Genomic DNA, 21,514 nt, shown 5'->3' on the forward strand with positions numbered 1-21,514 from the left:
CGCGGTCTCGCCGTGGCTCCGGGCTTCATCAACATGCTGAGCTGGGCCACGGAGTCGCTCATCGCCGACGGCAGAGCCCAGAGCGACATCCGTCAAGGCGTGACGCTCGAGATCTTCGGCGAGGGCTGGTCCATGGGACCGCTGAACGAGACGATGAAGAAGGAGGTCGTGGAGGAGCAGGGGGATATCAAGTACGACGTGACCTGGACGACGCTGGGCGAATACCTGGAGTCTCTGGTGCAGCGCGGCATCTCGCCCAACGTGGCCTCCTTCGTCGGCGCGACGACGGTGCGCATCCATGTCCTGGGACACGAGGACCGGCCGCCCACGCCGGCGGAGCTCGTGACCATGCAGGAACTGGTGCGACAAGCGATGCGCGAAGGTGCTCTGGGAGTGGGTTCGTCGCTCATCTATGCCCCGGCCTTCTACGCCAAGACGGAGGAACTCGTGGCCCTGGCGCAGGCGGCCGGGGAGTCCGGCGGCATGTACATCTCGCACTTGCGGAGCGAGGGGAACCGCTTGCTGGAAGCGGTGGACGAGATCATACGCATCGCGCGCGAGGCCCATGTTCCCGCCGAGATCTACCACTTGAAGGCAGCGGGCCGGGAGAACTGGGGGAAGCTCGACGAAGTGGTGCAGCGGCTGGAGAAAGGTCGTGCCGAGGGGCTCCGTCTCACCGCCGACATGTACACCTACACCGCGGGTGCCACGGGTCTCGACGCTGCCATGCCGCCTTGGACCAAAGAGGGAGGGCACAAGGCCTGGGTGGCTCGCCTTCGCGATCCGGCGCTGCGGGCGCGCATCGGGCGGGAGATGCTGACGCCCACCGATGCCTGGGAGAACTTCTTCCTCGCCGCGGGACCGGAGCAGATGCTGCTCGTGGCATTCAAGAACGACGCGCTCAAGCCCCTCACCGGCAAGACGCTTGCCGAGGTGGCGGCGGCGCGAGGCAAGTCGCCGGAAGAAACCGCCATGGATCTCGTGGTCGAGGACGACAGCCGCGTCGGCACCATCTACTTCCTGATGTCGGAGGAGAACGTGCGCCAGGAACTGGCGCTGTCCTGGGTGAGCTTCGGTTCGGACGAAGCGGCGCCGGCGAACGAGGGCGTCTTCCTTCTCTCCAATCCGCACCCGCGGGCCTACGGCAACTTCGCTCGCCTGCTCGGGAAGTACGTGCGCGACGAGAAGGTGGTGCCGCTGGAGGCAGCGATCCGCCGCTTGACGGCGCTGCCAGCGGCGAACCTCGGTCTCCGCCGCCGCGGCAGCTTGCAGCCCGGCTTCCTCGCCGACATCGTGGTGTTCGACCCGGCGAGCATCGCCGATCACGCCACCTTCGAAAAGCCGCACCAATATGCGACGGGGATGCGCCACGTCTTCGTCAACGGCGTCCAGGTCCTGGCCGGCGGGGAGCACACCGGTGCCAAGCCGGGCCGGGTGGTGCGCGGCCAGGGCTGGCGCCCGGCGTCGTGAGCGACCACACTCGACTCGGGACGGGCGTGGTGCGGAGCTTTCAGTACTCGAAGGAGTTCGAACAACTCATCACCGAACTCGCCCAGGAGAAGGCTTCCTGGCCGAATCGACCTCTCTATCTGGCGGCGAATCTGGGTGGTCCCGGAAGCCGGCTGGTGGAATTCGCCACCAAGACCGTCCCGGAGATCGAATTCCACTGTGGCACCCTGGAGCGCCAGACGGTCCTCGACTTCGGTTGCGGCACCGGGGCGACGACGGTGGCGCTCGCGGAACGTTGTCCCCAGGTGCTTGCCTTCGACATCGATGCGAAACGAGTGGAGATCTGCAAACGCCGGCTGGAAGAGCACGGTCTCGCCGCCCGGGTGCGCTTCGTGGCTGGTGTCGACGTGGCGGATCTGCAGCAGGAGATGGAGGGACTCGCTCTCGATCTCGTGCTCCTGAATGGCGTGCTCGAGCATGTGCCGCTGACGCGGCACGGGTTGCGCCGGCGGATCCTGCGCACATTGTTCGAGATGTTGCGGCCGCGCGGGCACCTGTTCATCAACGACACGCCGAATCGTCTCATTCCGGTGGATCAGCACACGACGCAGCTCTGGTGGATCCCGTGGACGCGGCCCGGCTCCGAGTGGGCTTTCCGTCACGCGTTCCGGAAGGGGAGGCTGGGGAGCGAGCCACCTTCGGGCGGTCCGCGAGAGATGGAGGAAGCCGGGGCCTGGGGCGCGACCTACTGGGAAATCACGGGATACCTGGAGGGCCTCCCCTGGGAATGCCTCAATGTCCGCGCCGGTCATGACCGGCACATCCGTTGCCGGCCGGCAGGGTGCAACCGGAAACGAGATCTGTTCGAGGCCCTCTTGTACCCATGGGCCGTCCGTCTCGGGCGCGTACCGCTCACTGCCTTCACACCGGATCTGACCAATCTGGTCATTCGAAAGCGCGAGGGTCGGGCAGGATAAAGCCCTGCTCCATGCTGTGAGGCCGCTTGTATCGATGTGGACATCCCGTCAAGCGTCGCTCACGCCCATGCCCTCATGTGGGCGCGCGAGGTGCTCCGAGTTTCGAACCGGTCCAGACGGAGAGATCAACGCTCTCTCCAGATTCTGGCGAGCAACGCCGAGCCAACTCCCGAGACTCCGCTCAGAATAGTCAAGGAAACGACTACTGCACCTTCGAGCAACCACTGCGGCGGGTTACTTAACAACACGAGAGCGAGCCAAAGCGCTCCCACCAGCAGACCACTCACCGCGCCCCGGGCGCCGGACCGGGGAAATGACATCTCATCGAGTCCGCGACGGCCGTCTGCAATCCCCGCCACTGCGGAGAACATCGCACCGCAGAGGAAACCCGCGTACAACGGTCCCCCGATCCACTCAGGCTCCAACTCACCCACCATCAGCCACCCAGCTAGCGAACCAACTGGTACCCATGCCGCAGCCCAGGCCAGACCCATCACCCCGGCACGGCCAATTCGACCAAGCCATTTCTTCATTAGCGGGTCCGTTTTGTTTACATAGCAAAGTACTTCACCTGGTAAAGTACCTACCCCCTGTCATCCTGTCAAGGGACTTGGCCGCGAATGGCATCCGCCCTGGGCCGGCCTGATGTGCCTTGCGGACGATGATGGTGAGGGAGCCGGGGGTCGAGGCCCTTCCAGGCGAAGTAGGTGCTCTCGGCACGGCGCTTGTCGTACTCCTCCGAGTAGAGCCGCAGCGTTTTGACGAAGTCGGGACGGGCTGTCCGTAGCCGCGCCGAGCTCGGAGAAGGCGCCGAGCGTTGCAGTGGCGACACCTAAGGCAACCCATCTACAAAGCCGCATGTTCTTCTCCGAGGGACTGGCAGCGAGTCGAACTTGCAGACGGGCACAGCAGCCGCACTGTTACATCCGCCGAGCCGCCTTCTGTTCGATAGCGGACAGTGTGTCCGGGAGCGCGCACTCGAACCCCCACCTGGCAGTGTCAACTGACATGACTGCAGTCGATTCCATGTGCGCACGAGGATTGCTGAGCAGGCCTCGGGAGGATAGCCATGGACCGCCCGATCGATCCACGAGTGCGCCGGAGCCGGCGACTGCGTCTCGCCCTACGGGTGGTTGGTGTCGTCCTCGGCCTCGCCGTCCTGGCGTTACTCCTCGCTGGTTGGGCGCGCCCGTCGGTGCGGCGCCAAGGGATCCGCACCGCCGTCGTCGCCCGCGGACCCTTGGAAGCGACGGTGACCGCCTCGGGGACGGTGGTTCCCGAGCACGAGCAAGTGCTTTCCTCACCCCTCGACACGCGGCTGCTCGAGGTGCTCGTACCGCCCGGCACTGCGGTCCAGCAAGGCCAGGCGCTGGTGCGCCTCGATGTAGGCGAGGCCACGCTAGCGCTGGAAAAGCTGGGCGAACAGATCGCGCTCAAGCACGTCGAGAGCCAGAGCGAGAGCATCGCCACCCGTCAGACCCTGACGGATCTGCAGGCGCAGCGTGACATCCGCAAGCTGGAGGTGGAAAGCGCCAGCCTCACCGTCGAGCGCAACCAGGCTCTGTTCGATAAGGGCATCGTCTCGGGGAACGACCTGAGGGCGGCGCAGATGGAATTGGAGAAAGCGCGACTCGAGCTGCGACGCCTGGAGGAAAACGTGCAGCAAACGGGGCGGGCGTCGGCGGCCCGACTGCACAAGCTGGAGCTGGAGCGCAGCATCCTCGGCAAGGAACGGGACGAAGCCGCCCGGCTGCTCGAACTCGCCACCGCCCGGGCCGACCGGGACGGCGTCCTCACCTACGTGCTGCAGGACGAGGGGGCGAGCGTGCACCGCGGTGACGTGATCGCCCGCGTCGCGGACCTCGGCTCCTTCCGCATCGAGACCCGAGTGCCCGACGTGCGCGCCACGAGCCTCGCCACCGGCATGGCGGCACGGGTCGCTCTCGGCGACACGATCCTGGACGGGCAGGTGTCTCGCATCCTCCCGGAAGTGGAGAACGGGACGATCACGGTCCTGGTGGACCTCATGCAACGAACGCATGCGGGGCTGCGGCCCAACCGCCGCGTCGACGTGCACCTGGTCACGGCGCGGACGGAGGGCACGCTCTGCGTCGCCCGCGGTCCGGTGGTGCGTCTTGGTGCTGGCGACGTGCTCTTCGTCGTCCGCGGCGACGCCGCCGTCCGCACCCCGGTGCGGCTCGGCATCGCCAACTTCGCCCAGCAAGAGATCCTGGAAGGGCTCGCCGAAGGTGACGAGGTGGTGATCTCCGACATGTCGGAGTACGCCCACGTCAAGGAAGTCAAACTGCGCTGAGGTGCGTGAAGCAGAAGACGCTGATCGGCGCGCAGGAGGTAGAAGCAGTGATGATGCAAACGGGAATGGATCGCAGTACGGCGGTGGCGCCAGGCACAGCGACGATGCTGCGGCTGGACGGCGTGAGCAAGGTGTACCGTACCGAGCGCATCGAAACCGTGGCGCTGAACGACATCCGGCTCGAAGTGCGCGACGGCGAGTTCCTCGCGGTCATGGGGCCTTCGGGTTGCGGCAAGAGCACGATGCTGAACATCATGGGGCTCCTGGACGCGCCCTCGGCCGGCACGGTGGAGCTGGACGGACGGCCGGTGCAGCGCTACGGCGACGCCGCCCTCGCCCGGCTGCGCAACGAGTCCATCGGTTTCATCTTCCAGACCTTCCACCTCATCAGCGATCTCGACGTGCTCGACAACGTCGAGTTGCCGCTTCTCTACCGCCGCGGCCTCGCAACGTCGCGCCGCGCCGCCGCCCGGCAGGCGCTGGAACGCGTGGGCCTGGGGGCGCGGCTGCACCACTTTCCCACTCAGCTCTCGGGCGGGCAGCAGCAGCGGGTCGCCATCGCTCGCGCCATCGTCGGCCGGCCGAAGCTGCTGCTGGCCGACGAGCCCACGGGCAACCTGGACAGCCAGATGGGCGACGAGATCGTCCAGATCCTCGACGGATTGCATCGCGAGGGCACGACGATCGTCATGGTGACCCACGATCCCCGGCTCGCCGCGCGCACGGACCGCACCATCCGGCTCTTCGACGGCCGGCAAGTGGCTTGAGGAGGTTGCCATGTGGTCGCACACCACGAAGCTGGCTCTGAAGGTCCTCTGGCGGCGCAAGGTGTTCACCTGCATCAGCCTGTTCGGCATCGGCTTCACCCTCGTCGTGCTCATGGTGGTGGCGGCGATCATCGATCATCTCCTCGCCCCCATGGCGCCGGAGAGCCGGCTGCCGCGCATTCTCAATGTCGCCTACATCTCCCTCGAAGGGGACGAGAGCCGCTCCAACGGCGGCGCCGGGTACGGCTTCCTCGACCGCTACGTGCGCGACTTGCCCGGGGTCGAGCGCATGGCCATCGTCTCGGAGCCGCAAGACGTGAACGGCTTCGTGAACGGTGAAAAGATCCTTTCCAAGCTGCGCTACGCCGACGACGAGTATTGGCAGGTGCTCGATTTTCAGTTCGTCGAGGGAGCGCCCTATGGCGCCGAGGACGAGAAGGGTGCCAACCAGGTCGCGGTCATCACAGAAAGCACGCGGCGCAAGTACTTCGGCGACGCCCCCGCCCTGGGGCAGATGTTGGACGCCGGCGGGACCCACTATCGGGTGGTGGGCGTGGTGCGGGATGTTCCGCACTATCGGCTCGCTGCCACCGCCGACCTCTGGGTGCCGGTGAGCACCAACCGCATCCCCAACTATAGGGAGCAGCTGCGCGGTGCCTTCATGGGGCTGCTGCTCGCCCGCAGCCGCCGGGATTTTCCGGCCATCCGCGCCGAGTTCGCTTCCCGGTTGCAACGAGTCGAGTTGCCCAGCGACCAATTCAAGGTGATCCGCGGCGTGCCCATGACGCGGTTCCAAGAGCTCGCGCGCCAGGTGGTCTACTCCGAACCGGAGAAGCCGGCCACGGTCCGCGTCTCCGGGATCATCGCGGGCGGGGCCCTCCTCTTCATGCTCCTCCCGGCGATCAACCTGGTGAATATCAATGTGAGCCGGATCTTCGAACGCTCGTCCGAGATCGGCGTGCGCAAGGCCTTCGGCGCCTCGTCGGCCCATCTGGTCGGGCAATTCGTTTTCGAGAACGTCGTCCTCTGTTTGGTCGGCGGTGCCATCGGTCTCCTCGGCGCGGTGCTGGTGCTGGGCTGGATCAACGGCAGCGGCTTGATCCCGCATGCGGACCTGCATTTGAACCTGCGCGTCTTCGGTTACGGATTCGGGCTCGCCGTTTTCTTCGGCTGCTTCTCCGGTGCCTATCCCGCCTGGCGGATGGCCCGGTTGCACCCGGTGGCCGCCTTGAGAGGAGAGACACGATGATCGCCCACCTCTTCCGCCTCATCTGGAACCGGAAGCGCTCCCAGGGTCTGGTGCTGGGAGAGATTCTCGTGTCCTTCCTGGTGCTCTGCATGGTGTGCACGACGATCGCTTACTTCGTCCACAACGCGCGCAAGCCGCTCGGGTTCGACTGGCACGATGTCTGGCGCGTGCGCATGGACTTCGGCGAATACCAGACCGTCAGCGAGCAGGAGCGACAGGCGGTGTGGGAACGCCTCCTCAGGTTGCAGCAGGAAGCGCGCGCCCTGGAAGGCGTCGAAGCCGCAGCCCTCATGAACAATGTCCCGTACTCCGGCAGCACGTCCAGCTGGTCGATGAAGGTGCTCGGGCGCGACCTGGACATGCTCTTCGGCGTCGCCGGGCAGGAGGCACCCGAGGTGCTGCGCTTGGATCTCGTCGACGGGCACTGGTTCGTTCCCGGTGACGAGAATCAAGACTGGGTGCCTCTGGTGATCAATCGCGACATGGCCAAGGCGTTCTTCGGAGAGAGGAGCCCAGTGGGCCAGTCCTTGCCGCGCTTCGATGACGCTGGCCAGCCCCAGGCGCGTGACGAGGGCGAACCGGACTACCGCGTGATCGGCGTGATCTCGGACTACCGGCGGGACGGCGAGCTGTCGGCTTCGCCGCTCGTCTCCTTCACCCCGGTGCGCGTCGGCGCGAAGCAATGGCCACCGGACCGCCTGCTGATCCGCACCCGTCCCGGCACGACGGCGGCGTTCGAGGAGACGCTTTCCCGCCGGATGCACGAGCTGGCACCGGATTGGGCCTTCGACGTGCGCTCCATGGCCTCCAAGCGTCATGATGCGCTCCGCTCGCGCCTCATGCCGCTCCTCATCGGGGGGACGGCGGCGGCGTTCCTCCTGGTCATGGTCGCCATGGGTCTCATGGGCGTGCTGTGGCTCAACGTGACGCGCCGCACCCGCGAGCTCGGTCTGCGCCGGGCCATGGGCGCCACGGCTTCCGGTGTGCGCCTGCAGATCCTGGGCGAGCTCCTGGCGCTCACCACGCTGGCGGTGCTCCTGGGCGCGCTGGTGTTCCTGCAGGCGCCGCTGCTCGGCATCGCCGGCTGGGTGGGCTGGCAGGTGTACGCTGTGGGCATTGTCGGTTCGCTCCTGATCCTCTATACCTTGGTCGTCCTCTGCGGCCTGTATCCCAGCTGGCTCGCGACGCGGGTGCACCCCGCGGAAGCCCTGCATTACGAGTGAGGGCGGCGCCCAGGAAGCAAGGATCCGTGCAGACGATGATCCTCGTCATCGACGACGACTATTCGGTGACCGCGTCTCTCGGGCTGCTCCTGCGCCAGGCGGGGCACACGACGCTGGCAGCGGCGACGCCGGCAGAGGCACTGGCGCAGGTGACACGCCCCGAAGTGCGCCTCGTCCTCCAGGACATGAACTTCTCCCGCCGCACGAGCGGCGAGGAGGGCCTGGAGCTGCTGCGCCAGCTCAAGGCGCGGCGGCCCGACGTGCCGGTGATCCTCATCACCGCCTGGGGCTCCATCGCCCTCGCCGTGGAGGGCATGAAAACCGGCGCCGCCGACTTCATCACCAAACCGTGGAGCAACGAGCAGATTCTCCAGTCGGTGCAGACGGCGCTCGGTCTCGCCGAGGCGTCGGAGGCGGCGCGCACTGGAACAGCGAGCCGCGAGAGGCTGGAGGCCAAGTACGACCTCCGTGGCGTCGTCGGCCGCGACCCGGCTTTCCTGCGCGTCCTCGACCTCGTCTGCCGCGTGAGCGGCACCGACGCTTCGGTATTGGTGACGGGAGAAAGCGGCACGGGCAAGGAAGTGATCGCGGAGATCATCCACCGCAACAGCAAGCGCCACGCCGGCCCGCTGGTGAAGGTGAATCTCGGTGGCATCCCGCCGGCGCTCTTCGAGAGCGAGATGTTCGGCCATGTGCGCGGTGCCTTCACCGATGCCCACCGCGATCGCGAGGGTCGGTTCGCCGCGGCGAGCCGCGGCACCATCTTTCTCGACGAGATCGGCGAGCTCGATCCGGGCTGCCAGGTGAAGCTGCTGCGCGTGCTGCAGGACCGCGGTTACGAAGTGCTGGGGACGAGCGAGACGCGCATTCTCGACGTGCGTGTCGTGGCGGCGACGAACCGCGACCTGGCTGCCGCAGTAGCGGCGGGACGTTTTCGTGAGGACTTGCTCTACCGCGTGAATCTGATCGGCGCGCACCTGCCCTCGCTGGCAGAACGCCGGGGCGACATCCCTCTCCTCGCCGCACATCTGCTCGCCGAGATCGGCCGTATCCACGGGCGCAAAGATCTGCTGCTCGGCGAAGACGCGCTGGCTTGGCTGCAGGCCGCCGACTGGCCCGGCAACGTCAGGCAGCTCCGGCAGCATCTGGAGCGTGCGGCGTTGCTGAGCGACGAGATGCCTCTCGAGCCGCGACACTTCCTGCAAGTGCGGGAGATGGACGCATTTCTCGCCGAGAGCGAGGGCAAGTCGGTCGAGAGCCTCCCGGCCGTCGGCAGCATGACGCTGGAGGAAATCGAGCGGGCGATGATCCTGAAGAGCCTCCGCCATCATGGCGGGAATGTGAGCCGCGTGGCCGAGGCGCTGGGCATGAGCCGGGCGGCGCTCTATCGGCGACTCGAGAAGTACGGGATCCGCACGTGAGGCTTTGGCCGTCGAAGGGGCGCAGCGCTGCCGCGGCAGAGCCAGAGAGCGCTAGCGGCCTGCACGGGGGCGAGAAGCCGCCGCGACGTCGAACCGGCCCAAGCCTTCAGACTGGTTTCTTCCTCTACCTGGCGGCCATCCACGTGGCGTTCGCTGTGGTCGCCATCGGGCTCCTCCGCCACCATCGGCCTTGGTTGCTCGCCGTCGAGGTCTTCTTCCTGCTTTCGGTACTCCTGGGTCGGCGTCTCGTCCGCGGCCTCGCCGACCCGATCCGGTTGCTGCGCTCGGGCGTCGAGTTGCTCGAGGATGGTGACTTCGCCACCCGCTTCCGCACCACCGGTCAGGTCGAGCTCGACGCCCTGGCGCTGGTCTACAACCGGATGGCGGATCGACTGCGGGAGGAGCGCGTCCGCAACGAGGAACAGGAGCACTTCCTGAGCCGTGTGCTCGCCGGCACTCCTTCGGGCGTGATCACCTTCGACTTCGACGATCGCATCGCGGCGGCCAATCCGGCGGCGGCGTCCATGCTCGGCCTCGCCCCGGAGGCGCTGGTGGGCCAATCCTTGGCGGAGCTGGGCTCACCGTTCGCACTCGCCTTGGCGGAGTTGCCGGTGGGCGCGCCCAGCGTGCTCGTCCTCCGCGGCCGCCGGCGCGTCAAATGCCAGAAGGGAGAATTCTTCGACCGCGGTTTCCAGCGCCGTTTCATCTTCCTGGAGGAACTGACCGAAGAGCTGCGCCGTTCGGAGAAGGCCGCCTATGACAAGCTCATCCGCATGATGTCCCACGAGGTGAACAACACCACGGGAGCGGTGAACTCCCTCCTGCAGTCCTGCCGGAGCTACGGGGTGCAGCTCACGGCAGCGGATCGTCGCGAGTTCGAGACCGCTCTGGAGGTGGCGACGAAGCGCACCTCGCACATGAACCAGTTCATGCGCGGCTTCGCCGATGTGGTGCGCATCCCGCCGCCGGCCCGCGAGCCCCAGGATCTGCAGGTGCTGCTCCGCGGCCTCGTCCGCCTGCTGGAGCGTGAGGCTTCGGAGCGGCGCATCCGCCTCGAGACCCGCTTCGGCATGGAAGAGCTCGTGGTCCATTGCGACGGGCCGCAGATGGAGCAGGTTCTGGTCAACGTGCTGCGGAACGCCATGGAGGCCATCGGCAGGGAGGGCACCATCACGCTGCGCACGGGGTCCGATTCGTCGGGCCCGGACGGAGGGCGTTACCTCAGCATCGAGGACAGCGGCCCCGGGTTCACGCCGGAGGTGGCGCGCCAACTCTTCGCACCGTTCTTCACCACCAAAGAGAACGGCCAGGGAATCGGCCTCACGGTGGTGCGCGAGATCCTGGAAGCCCACGGCTTCGAGTACGCCCTCGAATCGAGCCCGGGAGAACCGACGCGATTCAGCCTCTTCTTCGTCACTTCCCCGCATCGGTCCACGCTCTAGAATCCTGGCTGGAACGTGGCAACCAAGGGGGAACGAAAGCTCCACCAGCGCCTGAACCTTGGAGAAGTGGTGGCGCGAGTACCACGAGAGGCGCGGATGGTGGGCTGTGTCGAGCCATGATCCTCGAGTTTTCATTTGATAGTCTCCCCGTCGGCTGTTTCGAGGAGCCGGACTACCCTCGCAGCGCTGGGCGCTATCGATACATCCCCTATCGTGGAGCGGGGCACTACAACATGGGCCAGGCGTTGGCGCGCGGTCCAGTTCATTGCTCATTCAAGGATGGTGACTCGGTCTATGAGTTCGTCGTAGTTTCCGTGCCGGAGTATGGCGTTCTCGACATCGATGTGGTTCGGCGAAGGTAGGAGTTTGCTAGAATGAGCGACGTTTGCAGGCGAACGAGGAGCGAGCTTCGGTGCCGTTCACCCCGAGGAGACAGACGATGAGGCGTGCATGGGCTTCGCGGCCCTGGGCTGCGGTTGCATTCGTGGTCTCGTGGACTTCCATGGCATGGGCCCAGCACGGGGACGCGCGCGACCCTCGCGCCGCGCAGGCGGACCCGCGACTGGCAGCAGGGCAGATGGCCCCGGTGCTGGAAGGGGTGGGGACGCACCACCACGAAGTGACGACGAAGGTCGAGCGCGCCCAGTTGTTCTTCGACCAGGGGATGAAGCTCACCTACGCCTTCAACCATGCCGAAGCGATGCGTGCCTTCAAGGAGGCGGCGCGCCTCGATCCCGACTGCGCCATGGCTTACTGGGGCTGGGCGCTGGTGCTGGGGCCGAACATCAACATGCCGATGCAGAAGGACGCCGTGCCCCAGGCGTACGAGGCCATCCAGATGGCCCTGGCGCGGATGGACAAGGTGTCGGCACGGGAACGCGACTACATCGAAGCGCTGGCCAAGCGCTACGTCAAGGATCCGGGAGCGGAGCGGGCGCCCCTCGACCAGGCCTATGCCACCGCCATGCGCGCCGTGCACGAGAAGGATCCGGCGGACACGGACGCGGGGACGCTGTTCGCCGCGTCGCTCATGGAGCTGTCGCCGTGGAACTACTGGACCCCGGACGGCCAGCCGCGGGAAAATACGCTGGAGATGCTCCGGGTTCTCGAGGGCGTGCTGGCCCAGGATCCGGAGCACGAAGGCGGGTTGCACTACTACATCCATGCGGTGGAGGCGGTGGATCCGCAGCGCGGCGAGAAGGCGGCGGACACCTTGCTCAAGCTGGCGCCGCAAGCCGGCCATCTCGTGCACATGCCTGGGCACATCTACATGCGGCTCGGTCGCTACGTGGATGCTTACGACTGCAACGTTATCGCCGCCAAGGCCGACGAAGGCTACATCTCGCAGTGCCGCGTCCAGGGGTTCTATCCACTCAGCTACTACCCGCACAACGTGCACTTCATCGCCTGGGCGGCACTCATGCAGGGCCGGAGCAAGCAGGCCTTCGCCGAAGCACGCAAAGTGGCCGGCCGGATTCCCGAAGACCTGCACGGCAATGACTGGGGACTCTACGAGACCTTCCTCAGCATGCCGCTCTTCGTCATGGTGCGCTTCGCCATGTGGGAAGCGGTGCTGGCGGAACCGGCGCCGCGGGAGTCGACGCCCTACTGCTCCGGCATCTGGCGCTACGCCCGGGGCATGGCCCTCACGCACCAAGGCAAGCTGTCCGAGGCCCGGCGTGAGCTGGCGGCGCTCGCGAAGATCGCGGACGCGCCGGAGAGTGCGAAGGCGCCGGTCGGTTACAGCAACGCCGCGCATCTCCTCGGCATCGCCCGGCTGGTGCTGCGCGGCGAGATCGCGGCGAAGGAACGCCGCTGGGACGAGGCGGTGACGGCGCTGGACCGGGCGGTGCGTCTCGAGGACGGCCTCACCTACAACGAACCGCCCGACTGGTACTACCCGGTGCGCCACACTCTCGGGGCGATCCTTCTCGAAGCGGGACGTCCGGAGGAAGCGGAGATCGTCTACTGGGAGGACCTACGCGAGAACCGCGGCAACGGCTTCGCTTTGTTCGGGGTGTGGAAGAGCCTGCTGGCGCAGGGACGCACGGAGGAGGCTGCCGCCTTGGAGCAGCGTTTCCGCGCCGCCTGGGGCGGTGCCGACGTGGAGCTCACTTCGTCGCGGTTCTGAGCGGGCTCACTTCCCCGTGGTGGCGAGGAACTGGGTGTCCTTCCACAGCGGTTCGAAATCGGTGTCGGTGCGGGCGCGGGCGCCGAGGGAGGGGTCGCGCTGCACCGCCTGCGCCAGTATCTCCAGGGCCTTGTCGCGATGCCCCGCCTTGGAGTGGTAGCACGCCAAGTGGTAGTAGGGCTCGCCCTCGTTCGGGTGCAGGGCGATGGCCTTTTCGCCGAGGCCGAAAGCCTTCTCCCAGTTCTTTGACTCGCATGCCGTGTAACCCTCTTGCACCAGGGCTACGCCGTTCCAGATGTCGTAGATGCGGCGCAGCTCGCGGATGGGCTCCTTGTGGTCGTCGACGCGCAGGTCGCAGTAGCGGTCGTTGTAACCGCCGTAGCCCGCGCCGGCGCGGACGATGAGGAGGGCCGCCGACTGCTGGCCGCGTGAATCGCCGCCCGCCTTCTGCCCTTCTTCGAGGGCTCGCATCAACTTGTCGCCCAACGATCCCGGTGTACTGCGGAAGGCGGCCGCCATGGCTTCCACCGTTTCCTTCCCCACCAGGATGTTGCCCTGAGCGGTGAAGTGGTCGCCGCTCACGTGCCCGGCCCACGGCGAGCAGCTCTTGCCGGTGTACGCCACGCTCCGGCCGCGGGCGTCGACGATGCCCACCTGACGCTGGTCGCGCTGCGCGTCGCCGGCGACGAGGGAATCCAACACTGCTTGCGGCTCGAGGCCGCGGCCAAGCAGCTCGAGACCACGAGGACCGTAGGTCGTGTTGGCGAAAGACTGGGTGGCGATGGCGCCGACACCGGCTCGTGCCCAGGGCACCACGGAACCGACGGCGAAGAACTTGGACTGCACCGCGATGCCGAGGTCGCCGGTTTCGGGGTCGTGGCCGACGATGGAGAAGGTAGCGACGCGTGGCACCGCCTTCGAGGTGAGCGCCGGCGCGGGCAAGAGGGCGAGGACGATGGCGCCGAGGACGGCGCTCCAGCATTGCAGGGCGAAGTTCCGCATCACGGCTCCATCCGGCAACCGGCGCAGCGATGTTGGTCCTGGAGCAACGTCTCCAGGCTCGCCGACGTCTCGGTGCGCTCGAAATAGAAGGAATGGCGCTTGCGCGGGCGCCGGCCGAGCTCGTCCATGGTGTGCGCGTCGTAGACGCGGCCGTTCAACACGGTGTAGCGGGCGCTGTCGGTGTTGCGGATGTCTTCGAGGGGATTCCTCTCCAGGACGACGAAGTCCGCCAGCTTGCCCACCTCGAGGGAGCCGATGTCGCGATCCATGCCCAGGTAGCGGGCGCCGTGGAGCGTGCCGCAGCGCAGTGCTTCCAGGGGCGTCATGCCGCCCTGGACGAACATCCACATTTCCCAGTGAGCGCCGAGACCCTCGCGCTGGCCATGGGCACCGAGCTGCACCTGGACGCCGGCGTCGAGGAGACGCTTGGCCACTGCGGCGTTGGCCATGTGGCCGTACTCCTCGGGCGGCGCGACGACGGGGCGGCGGGCGCGGGCGTCGAGCAAGCGGCGGGGCACGAAGCTGGCGAGACGCGGGTTCGCCCACACATCGGTCTTACCATACCAGTAGTTCTCACCGAACAAACCGCCGTAGCCGACGATGAGAGTGGGCGTGTAAGCGACATGGCTCCCGCTCCAGAGCTGCACCACGTCCTTGTACACCTTCCCGAGCGGGATGGAGTGCTCGATTCCGGTGTGCCCGTCCACGATCATGTTCATGTTGTGCTGGAAGAGCGAGCCGCCCTCGGGGACGACGAGCATGCCCAGCTCGCGGGCCGCCGCCAGCACCTGCTGGCGCTGGTCGCGCCGCGGCTGGTTGTAGCTCTTGACGCTGAAGGCGCCCGCGGCGCGCAGGCGTTCGAGGTGAGCCCGCGCATCGGGCAGGCTGTCGATCTCCGCTTTGAAGTCGTACTTGGCGCCGTACAGGATGGTGCCGGTGGAGAAGATACGCGGTGCCACGATAGAGCCGGCGCGGGCGAGCTCGCTGGCGGCGAAGATCTCGCCGGTGTCGTTCGAAGGATCATGCAGTGTGGTGACCCCGAAGGCGAGGGCGGCGTAGTCGACCCAGCTCTGCTCCGGGATGATCTGATCCTGTCCCATGGGCCCATGCCAGTGGACGTCCACGAAACCCGGCACGATGGTGTTGCCCGCCACGTCGACGACGAAGGCGTCCGAGGGGACCTGAACCGCGGCGCTGGGGCCGACGGCGACGATGCGGTTGCCCTCCACGAGGAGGACGCCGTCGGTGATGCCCTCGTCGCCCCGCATGGTCACGAGCCGGGCGCCGGTGAAGGCGACCTTGCCCTGCGGCGCGTCGCTCGCGACCTCGAAGCCGAGGTCGCGCCCGTGCTCTGGCAGCTCGGGCAGCTTCTCCGGGGCGCCGGGTACGAAGGTGAATGCCTGGACGAGGTCGCGCTCGAAGAGCTCGGGGCCGAGCGACCAGTAAAGCTTCTTCGCATCCCCCGACCAGTGCAGCGACTCGCCGGCGTTGCGTGACACCCGCGTGGCCGGAAGGTTCTTCATCTTCGGGCCGATCTCGATGGTCTTGCCGGCGGGTACGAAGGGCGCGATGTAGGTGCGATAACCCTCCTCGAAGGCCACCCAGCGGTCGTCGGGAGAAACACGCATGGCGGTGAAGTAGACGCCCTTCAGGTGCTCGCGGCGGTCGCTGCCGTCGAGCTCGACGCTGACGAGCTCGCGCTTGTCGTCGTCGTCCCCCTTCACCTCCACCAGATAGACGCGGTCGTTGGCGGCGCCGAAGTGCGGCGTGAAACCGTCGAGGGTCACGAGTTGCGGCGTTCCTCCCGCCGCCGGGACCCAGTAGATACCCGGTTCGTGGGACCACTCGGGCGAACGCAGCGAGCCACCCTGCACCGCGCGGTAGACGATGCGCCGACCGTCGGGGGAGAAGACGGGCTCGACGAAGTGGCCCGGATGGGGCGTCACCTTGCGGCCGTCGCCGCCACGGGCGGAGACGACGCGCACCGCACCGAGCTCGTCGTCGTCCCAGCTGACGTAGACGATGGATTTTCCGTCCCGCGACCAGGACGGATAGAACTCGAAGTGATCGTTCTGGCTCGTCAGGCGGCGCGGCTTGCCGTCGGGAAGGGCGCGGATGTAGAGATGCCCGAGCGCCTGGTAGACGACGTTGTCGCCCCGTGGCGATACCTGCACCCAGCGCAGCATCTTGGTGTGGAAGCGCGCCGGGGCGACCTCGCGAGAGGAATGCACCGCTTCCACCAGGGTGCGCGAGTCGCGCACGTGGAAGGGGATCACGGTGGCCGAGCCGCTCGCGACCTCGAGCCGGTGGAACTTGCCGCCGCACCAGAAGACGAGGGCGCGGCTGTCCGGCGTCCAGGCCAGGCCGGGATAAACGCCGTGGATCGCCCAGGTTTCCTGCAGGTCGCGGTCGAGGCCGTCGAAGAGAGCGCGCTCGTGGCCCGAGTCGACGTCGGCCAGGAGGAGGACGGTCTTGCCACGCACGCGGCGAATGAAGGCCAGCTTCTTGCCGTCGGGCGAAGGCGTCGGACGGATGGCGCCGCCCGGACCGCTCACGAAGACGATGGTGCGGCCATCGCGACGATCGAGGCGTTTGATGACGTAGATCTGCGTGTTCGGATCCTTGTTGTACTCGAAGCGCGAGCCCGGCGTCGCGTCTTGGCTGTAGTAGAGGTAGCGGCCGTCGGGGGAGAAGGCGGGTTCGCCGAGATCTTTCTGCTCGTTGGGTTTCTCCGTCATCTGCACGCCTTCGCCACCGGAACGGTGGTAGAGCCAGATCTCGCCGGCGCCGGCGGAGCGCGTCGAGGTGAAGTGCTTGCGCGCGGCGATGTACTCGCCGTCCGGCGTCCAGGTGGGGCTGTTGAGCAGGCGGAAGGTTTCCTGGGTGACCGCCTTCGGCTCGCCGCCCTCGCGGGGCATGACCCAGATGTTGTCGCCGCCGCCGCGGTCGCTGGTGAAGGCGATGCGCGCGCCGTCAGGGCTGAAGCGCGCCTGCTCGTCCCAAGCGATGCCGCTGGTGAGAGCCTTGGCTTCGCCACCGGTGCTGGGGATGACATAGATGTCACCCAGGAGGTCGAAGACGATCTGCTTGCCGTCGGGGCTCACGTCCACGCTCATCCAGGTGCCTTCGTCGGTGTCGATCGCCACCTCCACCTTCGGTCCCGGCGGGTTCATCACGTCCCACTTCTTCGCCTCCTTCGCTGTGGCAGCGGGGGCATCCTGCGCCGGCGCTGGCGCGGCGAGCGCGAGGGCGAGCGAGGCGGGAACGAACGCGGGGAGGAGGAAGCGCAGCATGCGTGTCCTTTCGCGCTGGCGTGCAAGGTGTGGAGTGAGTCTCGAGCCTCGCAGACCCGCTGTGGGCGCAGGCGAGCGCGGCGCGCGGGAAGCGCGTCGCCCGCTTCGCTCCACCTCTCGGGTCAGGGCCCAGAGAATATAGCGCATCGGGCTCGGGTCAGAAGGTGTGCCGCGCGAGGGGCCGCGGCGGCCGCACCGCGGCAAGTTTGGGGCGAGGGAGCAGGACTGCGGCAGGGTGCAGGACCCTGCCTCAGGAGATGTTGCGGTACACCGTGACGACGGAGGTGCGGTCGTCGCCGCCCATGTTGGCGGCGACACCCCAGAGCGGCCGCTGCGCCATCTGGTAGTCGCCGGCCCGACCCTTCTGCTGCTTGAAGATCTCGACCGCCTGCTTGACGCCGGTGGCGCCCACAGGGTGGCCGAAGGCGAGCAGTCCGCCGCCGGTGTTGACCGGTAGGCGGCCCGTGAGGGTCGTGGTCCCGTCTTTGACCAGGTCGATGGCACGGCCCTTGGGGGCGAAATCCAGGGCCTCGTACATCAAGAGTTCGGTGACGCTGAAGCAGTCGTGCACCTCGGCGACGCCCACGTCCTTCGGCCCGATGCCGGCGTCGCGGTACGCCTCTTGGACAGCAACGCGCGTGGTGGCGAGCTCGAGGGGATCGGTCACCTCGTCGAGAGGCGCGGTGGCGTGACCGTAGGCGACGATCTCCACCGCATCGCTCGGGCGCTTGCCGACGCGGGCGAGGCCCGCCTCGGAGACGAGGAGGAGGGCGGAAGCGCCGTCGGAGACCTGGGAACAATCGGAGATCTTCATGAAGTCGCGGAACTCGGCGTTCTCCAGGAAGGCCGGGTTCTTGTCGGAGGCGCGACTGGCGTTCTCCAGGCTCATCTTCACCGCCTGCATGTGAGCGTGCGGGTTCTTGTTGGCGTTGGCGTAGGCCTTCACCACGACCTGGGCGATGTCGGCCTCGGTGATGCCGTAGGCGGCGCGGTAGGCCTTGGTGCGGCGCGCGAACAAACAGGGGAACGTGAACGGATCGCAGGAACGCTGCGTGGCGTAATGGGCGGCGCGGGCAAGGTAGTCGGCGCCCTCGGCGGCGCCGACTGTGGTTTGCACTTCGACGCCGGAGACGAGAACCACGTCGTAGCCAGCAGAGAGCGCATCGACACCGGCGAGAAGCGCCAGGCCGCCCGAAGCGCAGGCGCCTTCGAGTCGCGCGAAGGGTTTGTACTTGAGGTCCGGGTGCGCGCCGGCGACGACGGCGCCCAGGTGCCCCTGCTTGGCGAAGAGCTCGCCAGTGAAGTTCCCCACGTAGCCTTTTTGCACCGCCGAGGCAGGGACGCCGGTTTTCTCCAGGGCGGCGAGGACCGCCGTTTTCAAGTGCTGTTCCAGCGTCGGGTTCTGGCGTTTGCCGAAATCCGGGTGTCCCTTCCAGATGAATTCCGGGTGGAACTTGCCGATGAAGCCGCTGTGTGCGCCTCCGATCAGGAAGGTGCGGCGGGCCGGTTTCATGTCTGCCTCCGGGGGTGCTCGTTCTGTGCAGCGGCAGTTTCGGATGCCTTCGAGCCCGATCGGGAACCAAGGTCGCGCCGGGTGAGTGCCGCTCGGCAGCGTTCTCTCCAGAACATAAGTGATGGAGGCCTAAGGTGGTCCAGGCCTCTTGACCTACTGCTCATATGTTCAGTATATTTTCGGGGCCCTCCCCCTTGGAAAGCGCCTGGTCGCGCCAGCGAGGCTGGTGGCGGCGCCCAGTCCCTGGATGCCGAAGCACGGCTGCGGCGGACGAGCAATGTCTCACCCCCGCCGGTCAGGCGAGAGGCGAGGTTCAAGGTCATGATCGAATCGATCCAGGAACCCATCGAAGTGCTGGCCCGCTTCGAGCGGGGGAAGCTGCTGCCGTTCCGTTTTCGCTGGAACCAGAGCGTCTTCCGCATCGCCAAGGTGACCGGGGCATGGGAAGACCGGGAGGGGCAGCACCGGCGGCTGCATTTCTCGGTGCTCACGGACAACGACGATTATTTCGAGCTGCGCTTCCACAGCGGCGATTTCACCTGGATCCTGAGCAAGGCGTCCCTCGACGCCTGAAGGAGGCACGTGCGTTACGCGATCCACGTGGACATGGACGCTTACTTCGCCTCCATCGAGCAGCTAGCCAACCCGCACTGGCGCGGCAAGCCCGTGATCGTGGGCGGAGCGCCGGGGACGCGTAGCGCGGTAGCGTCGGCGTCGTACGAGGCGCGCGCCTTCGGGGTGCGCGCCGGTATGCCGACGCACGAAGCGCAGCGCCTCTGCCCGCAAGGGATTTTCGTGCCGGGAAACTCGTCGCACTACGTGCACACTGCGGTGCGGCTCTACCGGTTGCTCGAACGCTTCTCGCCTCGCGTCGAGCCTGCCAGCATCGACGAGGCTTATGTGGAGGTGGTCACCGAGGACGACGTGCGCCCCTTGGGGCGACGGATCATGGCGAGCATCGAAGCGGAGCTGCAGCTCACCGCGAGTCTCGGCATCAGTGATTCCAAGTACCTGGCGAAGGTGTGCTCCGCTTTCGACAAGCCGCGCGGTCTCACCCTGCTCCACCGCGCCGAAGTGCCGGAGAAACTCTGGCCGCGGCCGTTGCAGGTGCTGTTCGGGGTCGGAGAAAAGACCGCGGCGCGGCTCCACGCCCTCGGCTGCACCACCGTGGGAGACGTGGCGCACTTGCCGGTGGAGGCGCTGGAACGCGAGTTCGGAATCGTCGGCGTCAGCTTGCACGACCTCGCCTCGGGGCGCGATCGCTGGCGGGTGGTGACGCCCTCGGAATCTGCCGATGCCCGCTCCATCGGCCACGAGCACACGCTGGAAGAGGATGTCTACGAGCGCAGCGTCGTCGAGGCGTTGCTGAGCGGTCTGGCGGAGCGAGTGGCCCGCCGGGCGCGGCGAGCGGAGATGGCGGGAAGGCGTCTCGTGCTCAAGCTGCGCGACCCTCGCTTCTTCACGATCACCCATGGTCGGGTGTTGCCGCGGGCGGTGGACACAGCGGAGGAGATCTTCGCTACCGCGCGCCTGCTCCTCGAGGAGACCCGCTTCTGGGAGCGAGGCGTTCGCCTCGTCGGTCTTTCCCTGCAGTTGCTCGTGGGCACCGGAGCGGCCAGGCAGCTGCGTTTCGACTTCGCCGCCGGTGCCGAGAAAAAGAGCCCCGTGGTGGATCGCATCCGCTCCAAGTACGGCGAGCACGCCATCGGCCTCGCCCGCTCTCTGGAGGCGGGTGAGCGCCCGCGGCGGGGCAGTGAGTTTCCCACCTTCCGCCCGCCCGAAGTGGGTCGCGACGGTTGATCGGCGTGGCGTTGCACTCGTAGGGCCGGTGCGGAATAATCGCGACGTGGCGCATGCCGCAGTCCGATGGCGATAAGCCCTTGGAGGAGTCATGCCGACGTTCGTCCTCATGACCAAGCTGTCTCCGGAAGTGACGCGGGACATGAAGAAGCGCGAGAAGATCGGACGGGAGTGGAAGGACGAGATCGACCAGAAGTGCCCGGGCATCCGCTGGATCGATCACTACGCCCTCCTCGGCCCCTACGATTTCATGGACATCTTCGAGGCCCCGGACGCGGAGACGGCAGCGAAGGTGTCGATGATCTCTCTTTGCCGAGGCGCGCTGCAGGCCGAATCCTGGACAGCGATTCCCTACGCGCGCTTCGTCGAGCTGACCAAGCAGATCTAGCGCGGATGTGGAGGAAAGCCTGGACGACGACCGGCCCGCTTGCGAAGGCACCTGGGACCTGAAGCCATGCCCGAAACGCCCGCAGTCGTGTCCGCAGGAGAGAGACGAGCGCAGCAGGCGGACGTACACGTCGGCACCTCCGGGTACAGCTTCAAGGACTGGGTGGGGCCCTTCTACCCTGCGGGGACGAAACCGGCCGAGCAGCTTTCCTACTACGCGCAGCGCTTCGATTGTCTCGAGGTGAACGTCACCTATTACAGGGTGCCTGACGCCAAGCTCCTGGGCGGCATGGCGGAGCGCACGCCACCGGACTTCCACTTCATCGTCAAGCTGCACGGCGACATGACGCATCAGCGGAGTCGCGATCCGGCCCTCTATCGTGATTTCGGTGCGGCCCTCGTCCCCCTCGCCGACGCCGGACGTCTCCGCGGTCTGCTGGCGCAGTTCCCCTACGGCTTCAAGAACACCGAGGAGAACCGCCGTTTCCTGGCGGAAATGCGCGAGCGCCTGGCGCCACATCCTCTGTTCGTGGAGTTCCGTCACGA

General features: G+C 67.0%; 16 protein-coding genes. 13 read left to right on the top strand and 3 right to left on the bottom strand.

Translation table 11 applies throughout. The annotated features are described in order from the left end of the window. The 9 genes from VFE28_11480 to VFE28_11520 form a co-directional block, all read left to right on the top strand. Nucleotides 1–1,470 (top strand): amidohydrolase family protein (locus VFE28_11480; protein ID HZM16613.1); only part of this gene is annotated, 1,470 nt, incomplete at its 5' end. Further along, complete coding sequence (locus VFE28_11485) at nt 1,467–2,426, top strand: class I SAM-dependent methyltransferase (GenBank protein ID HZM16614.1); 960 nt, start codon at nt 1,467–1,469, stop codon at nt 2,424–2,426. The genes VFE28_11480 and VFE28_11485, both read left to right, overlap by 4 nt. 1,069 nt (nt 2,427–3,495) lie before the next feature. Then, nucleotides 3,496–4,740 carry an efflux RND transporter periplasmic adaptor subunit gene (locus VFE28_11490; GenBank protein ID HZM16615.1) on the top strand — a complete coding sequence of 415 codons (1,245 nt, stop codon included), beginning with the start codon at nt 3,496–3,498 and terminating at the stop codon, nt 4,738–4,740. Nucleotides 4,741–4,844: 104 nt separating this feature from the next. Continuing rightward, a complete protein-coding gene (locus VFE28_11495; GenBank protein HZM16616.1) occupies nt 4,845–5,507 on the top strand; it encodes an ABC transporter ATP-binding protein in 663 nt (220 codons plus the stop codon). A gap of 10 nt (nt 5,508–5,517) precedes the next feature. Further along, complete coding sequence (locus tag VFE28_11500; GenBank protein HZM16617.1) at nt 5,518–6,756, top strand: FtsX-like permease family protein; 1,239 nt, start codon at nt 5,518–5,520, stop codon at nt 6,754–6,756. Next, nucleotides 6,753–7,979, top strand: coding sequence for an FtsX-like permease family protein (locus VFE28_11505; protein ID HZM16618.1), 1,227 nt, complete (start codon nt 6,753–6,755; stop codon nt 7,977–7,979). The genes VFE28_11500 and VFE28_11505 overlap by 4 nt, the downstream gene beginning before the upstream one ends. Before the next feature lie 35 nt (nt 7,980–8,014). Next, nucleotides 8,015–9,400, top strand: a complete 1,386-nt coding sequence (locus VFE28_11510; protein ID HZM16619.1) for a sigma-54 dependent transcriptional regulator — start codon at nt 8,015–8,017, stop codon at nt 9,398–9,400. Between the two features lie 143 nt (nt 9,401–9,543). Next, nucleotides 9,544–10,842 carry an ATP-binding protein gene (locus tag VFE28_11515; protein ID HZM16620.1) on the top strand — a complete coding sequence of 433 codons (1,299 nt, stop codon included), beginning with the start codon at nt 9,544–9,546 and terminating at the stop codon, nt 10,840–10,842. 439 nt (nt 10,843–11,281) lie between these two features. Then, nucleotides 11,282–12,973: a hypothetical protein gene (locus tag VFE28_11520; GenBank protein HZM16621.1), complete on the top strand. Its 1,692-nt coding sequence runs from the start codon at nt 11,282–11,284 to the stop codon at nt 12,971–12,973. Between the two features lie 6 nt (nt 12,974–12,979). On the opposite strand, the gene VFE28_11525 is transcribed toward VFE28_11520, so the two are convergent. The 3 genes from VFE28_11525 to VFE28_11535 form a co-directional block, all read right to left on the bottom strand. Continuing rightward, on the bottom strand, nt 12,980–13,975 hold the full coding sequence (locus VFE28_11525; GenBank protein ID HZM16622.1) for a DUF1028 domain-containing protein: 996 nt from the start codon (nt 13,973–13,975) through the stop codon (nt 12,980–12,982). Beyond that, the gene (locus VFE28_11530) at nt 13,975–17,268 is read right to left on the bottom strand and encodes an amidohydrolase family protein (GenBank protein ID HZM16623.1); all 3,294 of its coding nucleotides are present in this window, start codon (nt 17,266–17,268) and stop codon (nt 13,975–13,977) included. The genes VFE28_11525 and VFE28_11530 overlap by 1 nt, the downstream gene beginning before the upstream one ends. Before the next feature lie 250 nt (nt 17,269–17,518). After that, nucleotides 17,519–18,781, bottom strand: coding sequence for a hypothetical protein (locus tag VFE28_11535; protein HZM16624.1), 1,263 nt, complete (start codon nt 18,779–18,781; stop codon nt 17,519–17,521). A 321-nt stretch (nt 18,782–19,102) separates the two neighbouring features. Here VFE28_11535 and VFE28_11540 point away from each other — a divergent pair, with 321 nt between their 5' ends. The 4 genes from VFE28_11540 to VFE28_11555 form a co-directional block, all read left to right on the top strand. Then, nucleotides 19,103–19,354: a hypothetical protein gene (locus tag VFE28_11540; GenBank protein HZM16625.1), complete on the top strand. Its 252-nt coding sequence runs from the start codon at nt 19,103–19,105 to the stop codon at nt 19,352–19,354. A 9-nt stretch (nt 19,355–19,363) separates the two neighbouring features. Next, a complete protein-coding gene (dinB, locus tag VFE28_11545; GenBank protein ID HZM16626.1) occupies nt 19,364–20,581 on the top strand; it encodes a DNA polymerase IV in 1,218 nt (405 codons plus the stop codon). Nucleotides 20,582–20,672: 91 nt separating this feature from the next. Further along, nucleotides 20,673–20,969, top strand: coding sequence for a GYD domain-containing protein (locus VFE28_11550; GenBank protein HZM16627.1), 297 nt, complete (start codon nt 20,673–20,675; stop codon nt 20,967–20,969). A 66-nt stretch (nt 20,970–21,035) separates the two neighbouring features. Then, on the top strand, nt 21,036–21,514 hold a 479-nt coding region (locus VFE28_11555), incomplete at its 3' end, for a DUF72 domain-containing protein (GenBank protein ID HZM16628.1).

This window comes from Candidatus Krumholzibacteriia bacterium, assembly GCA_035649275.1.
Lineage (GTDB): Bacteria > Krumholzibacteriota > Krumholzibacteriia.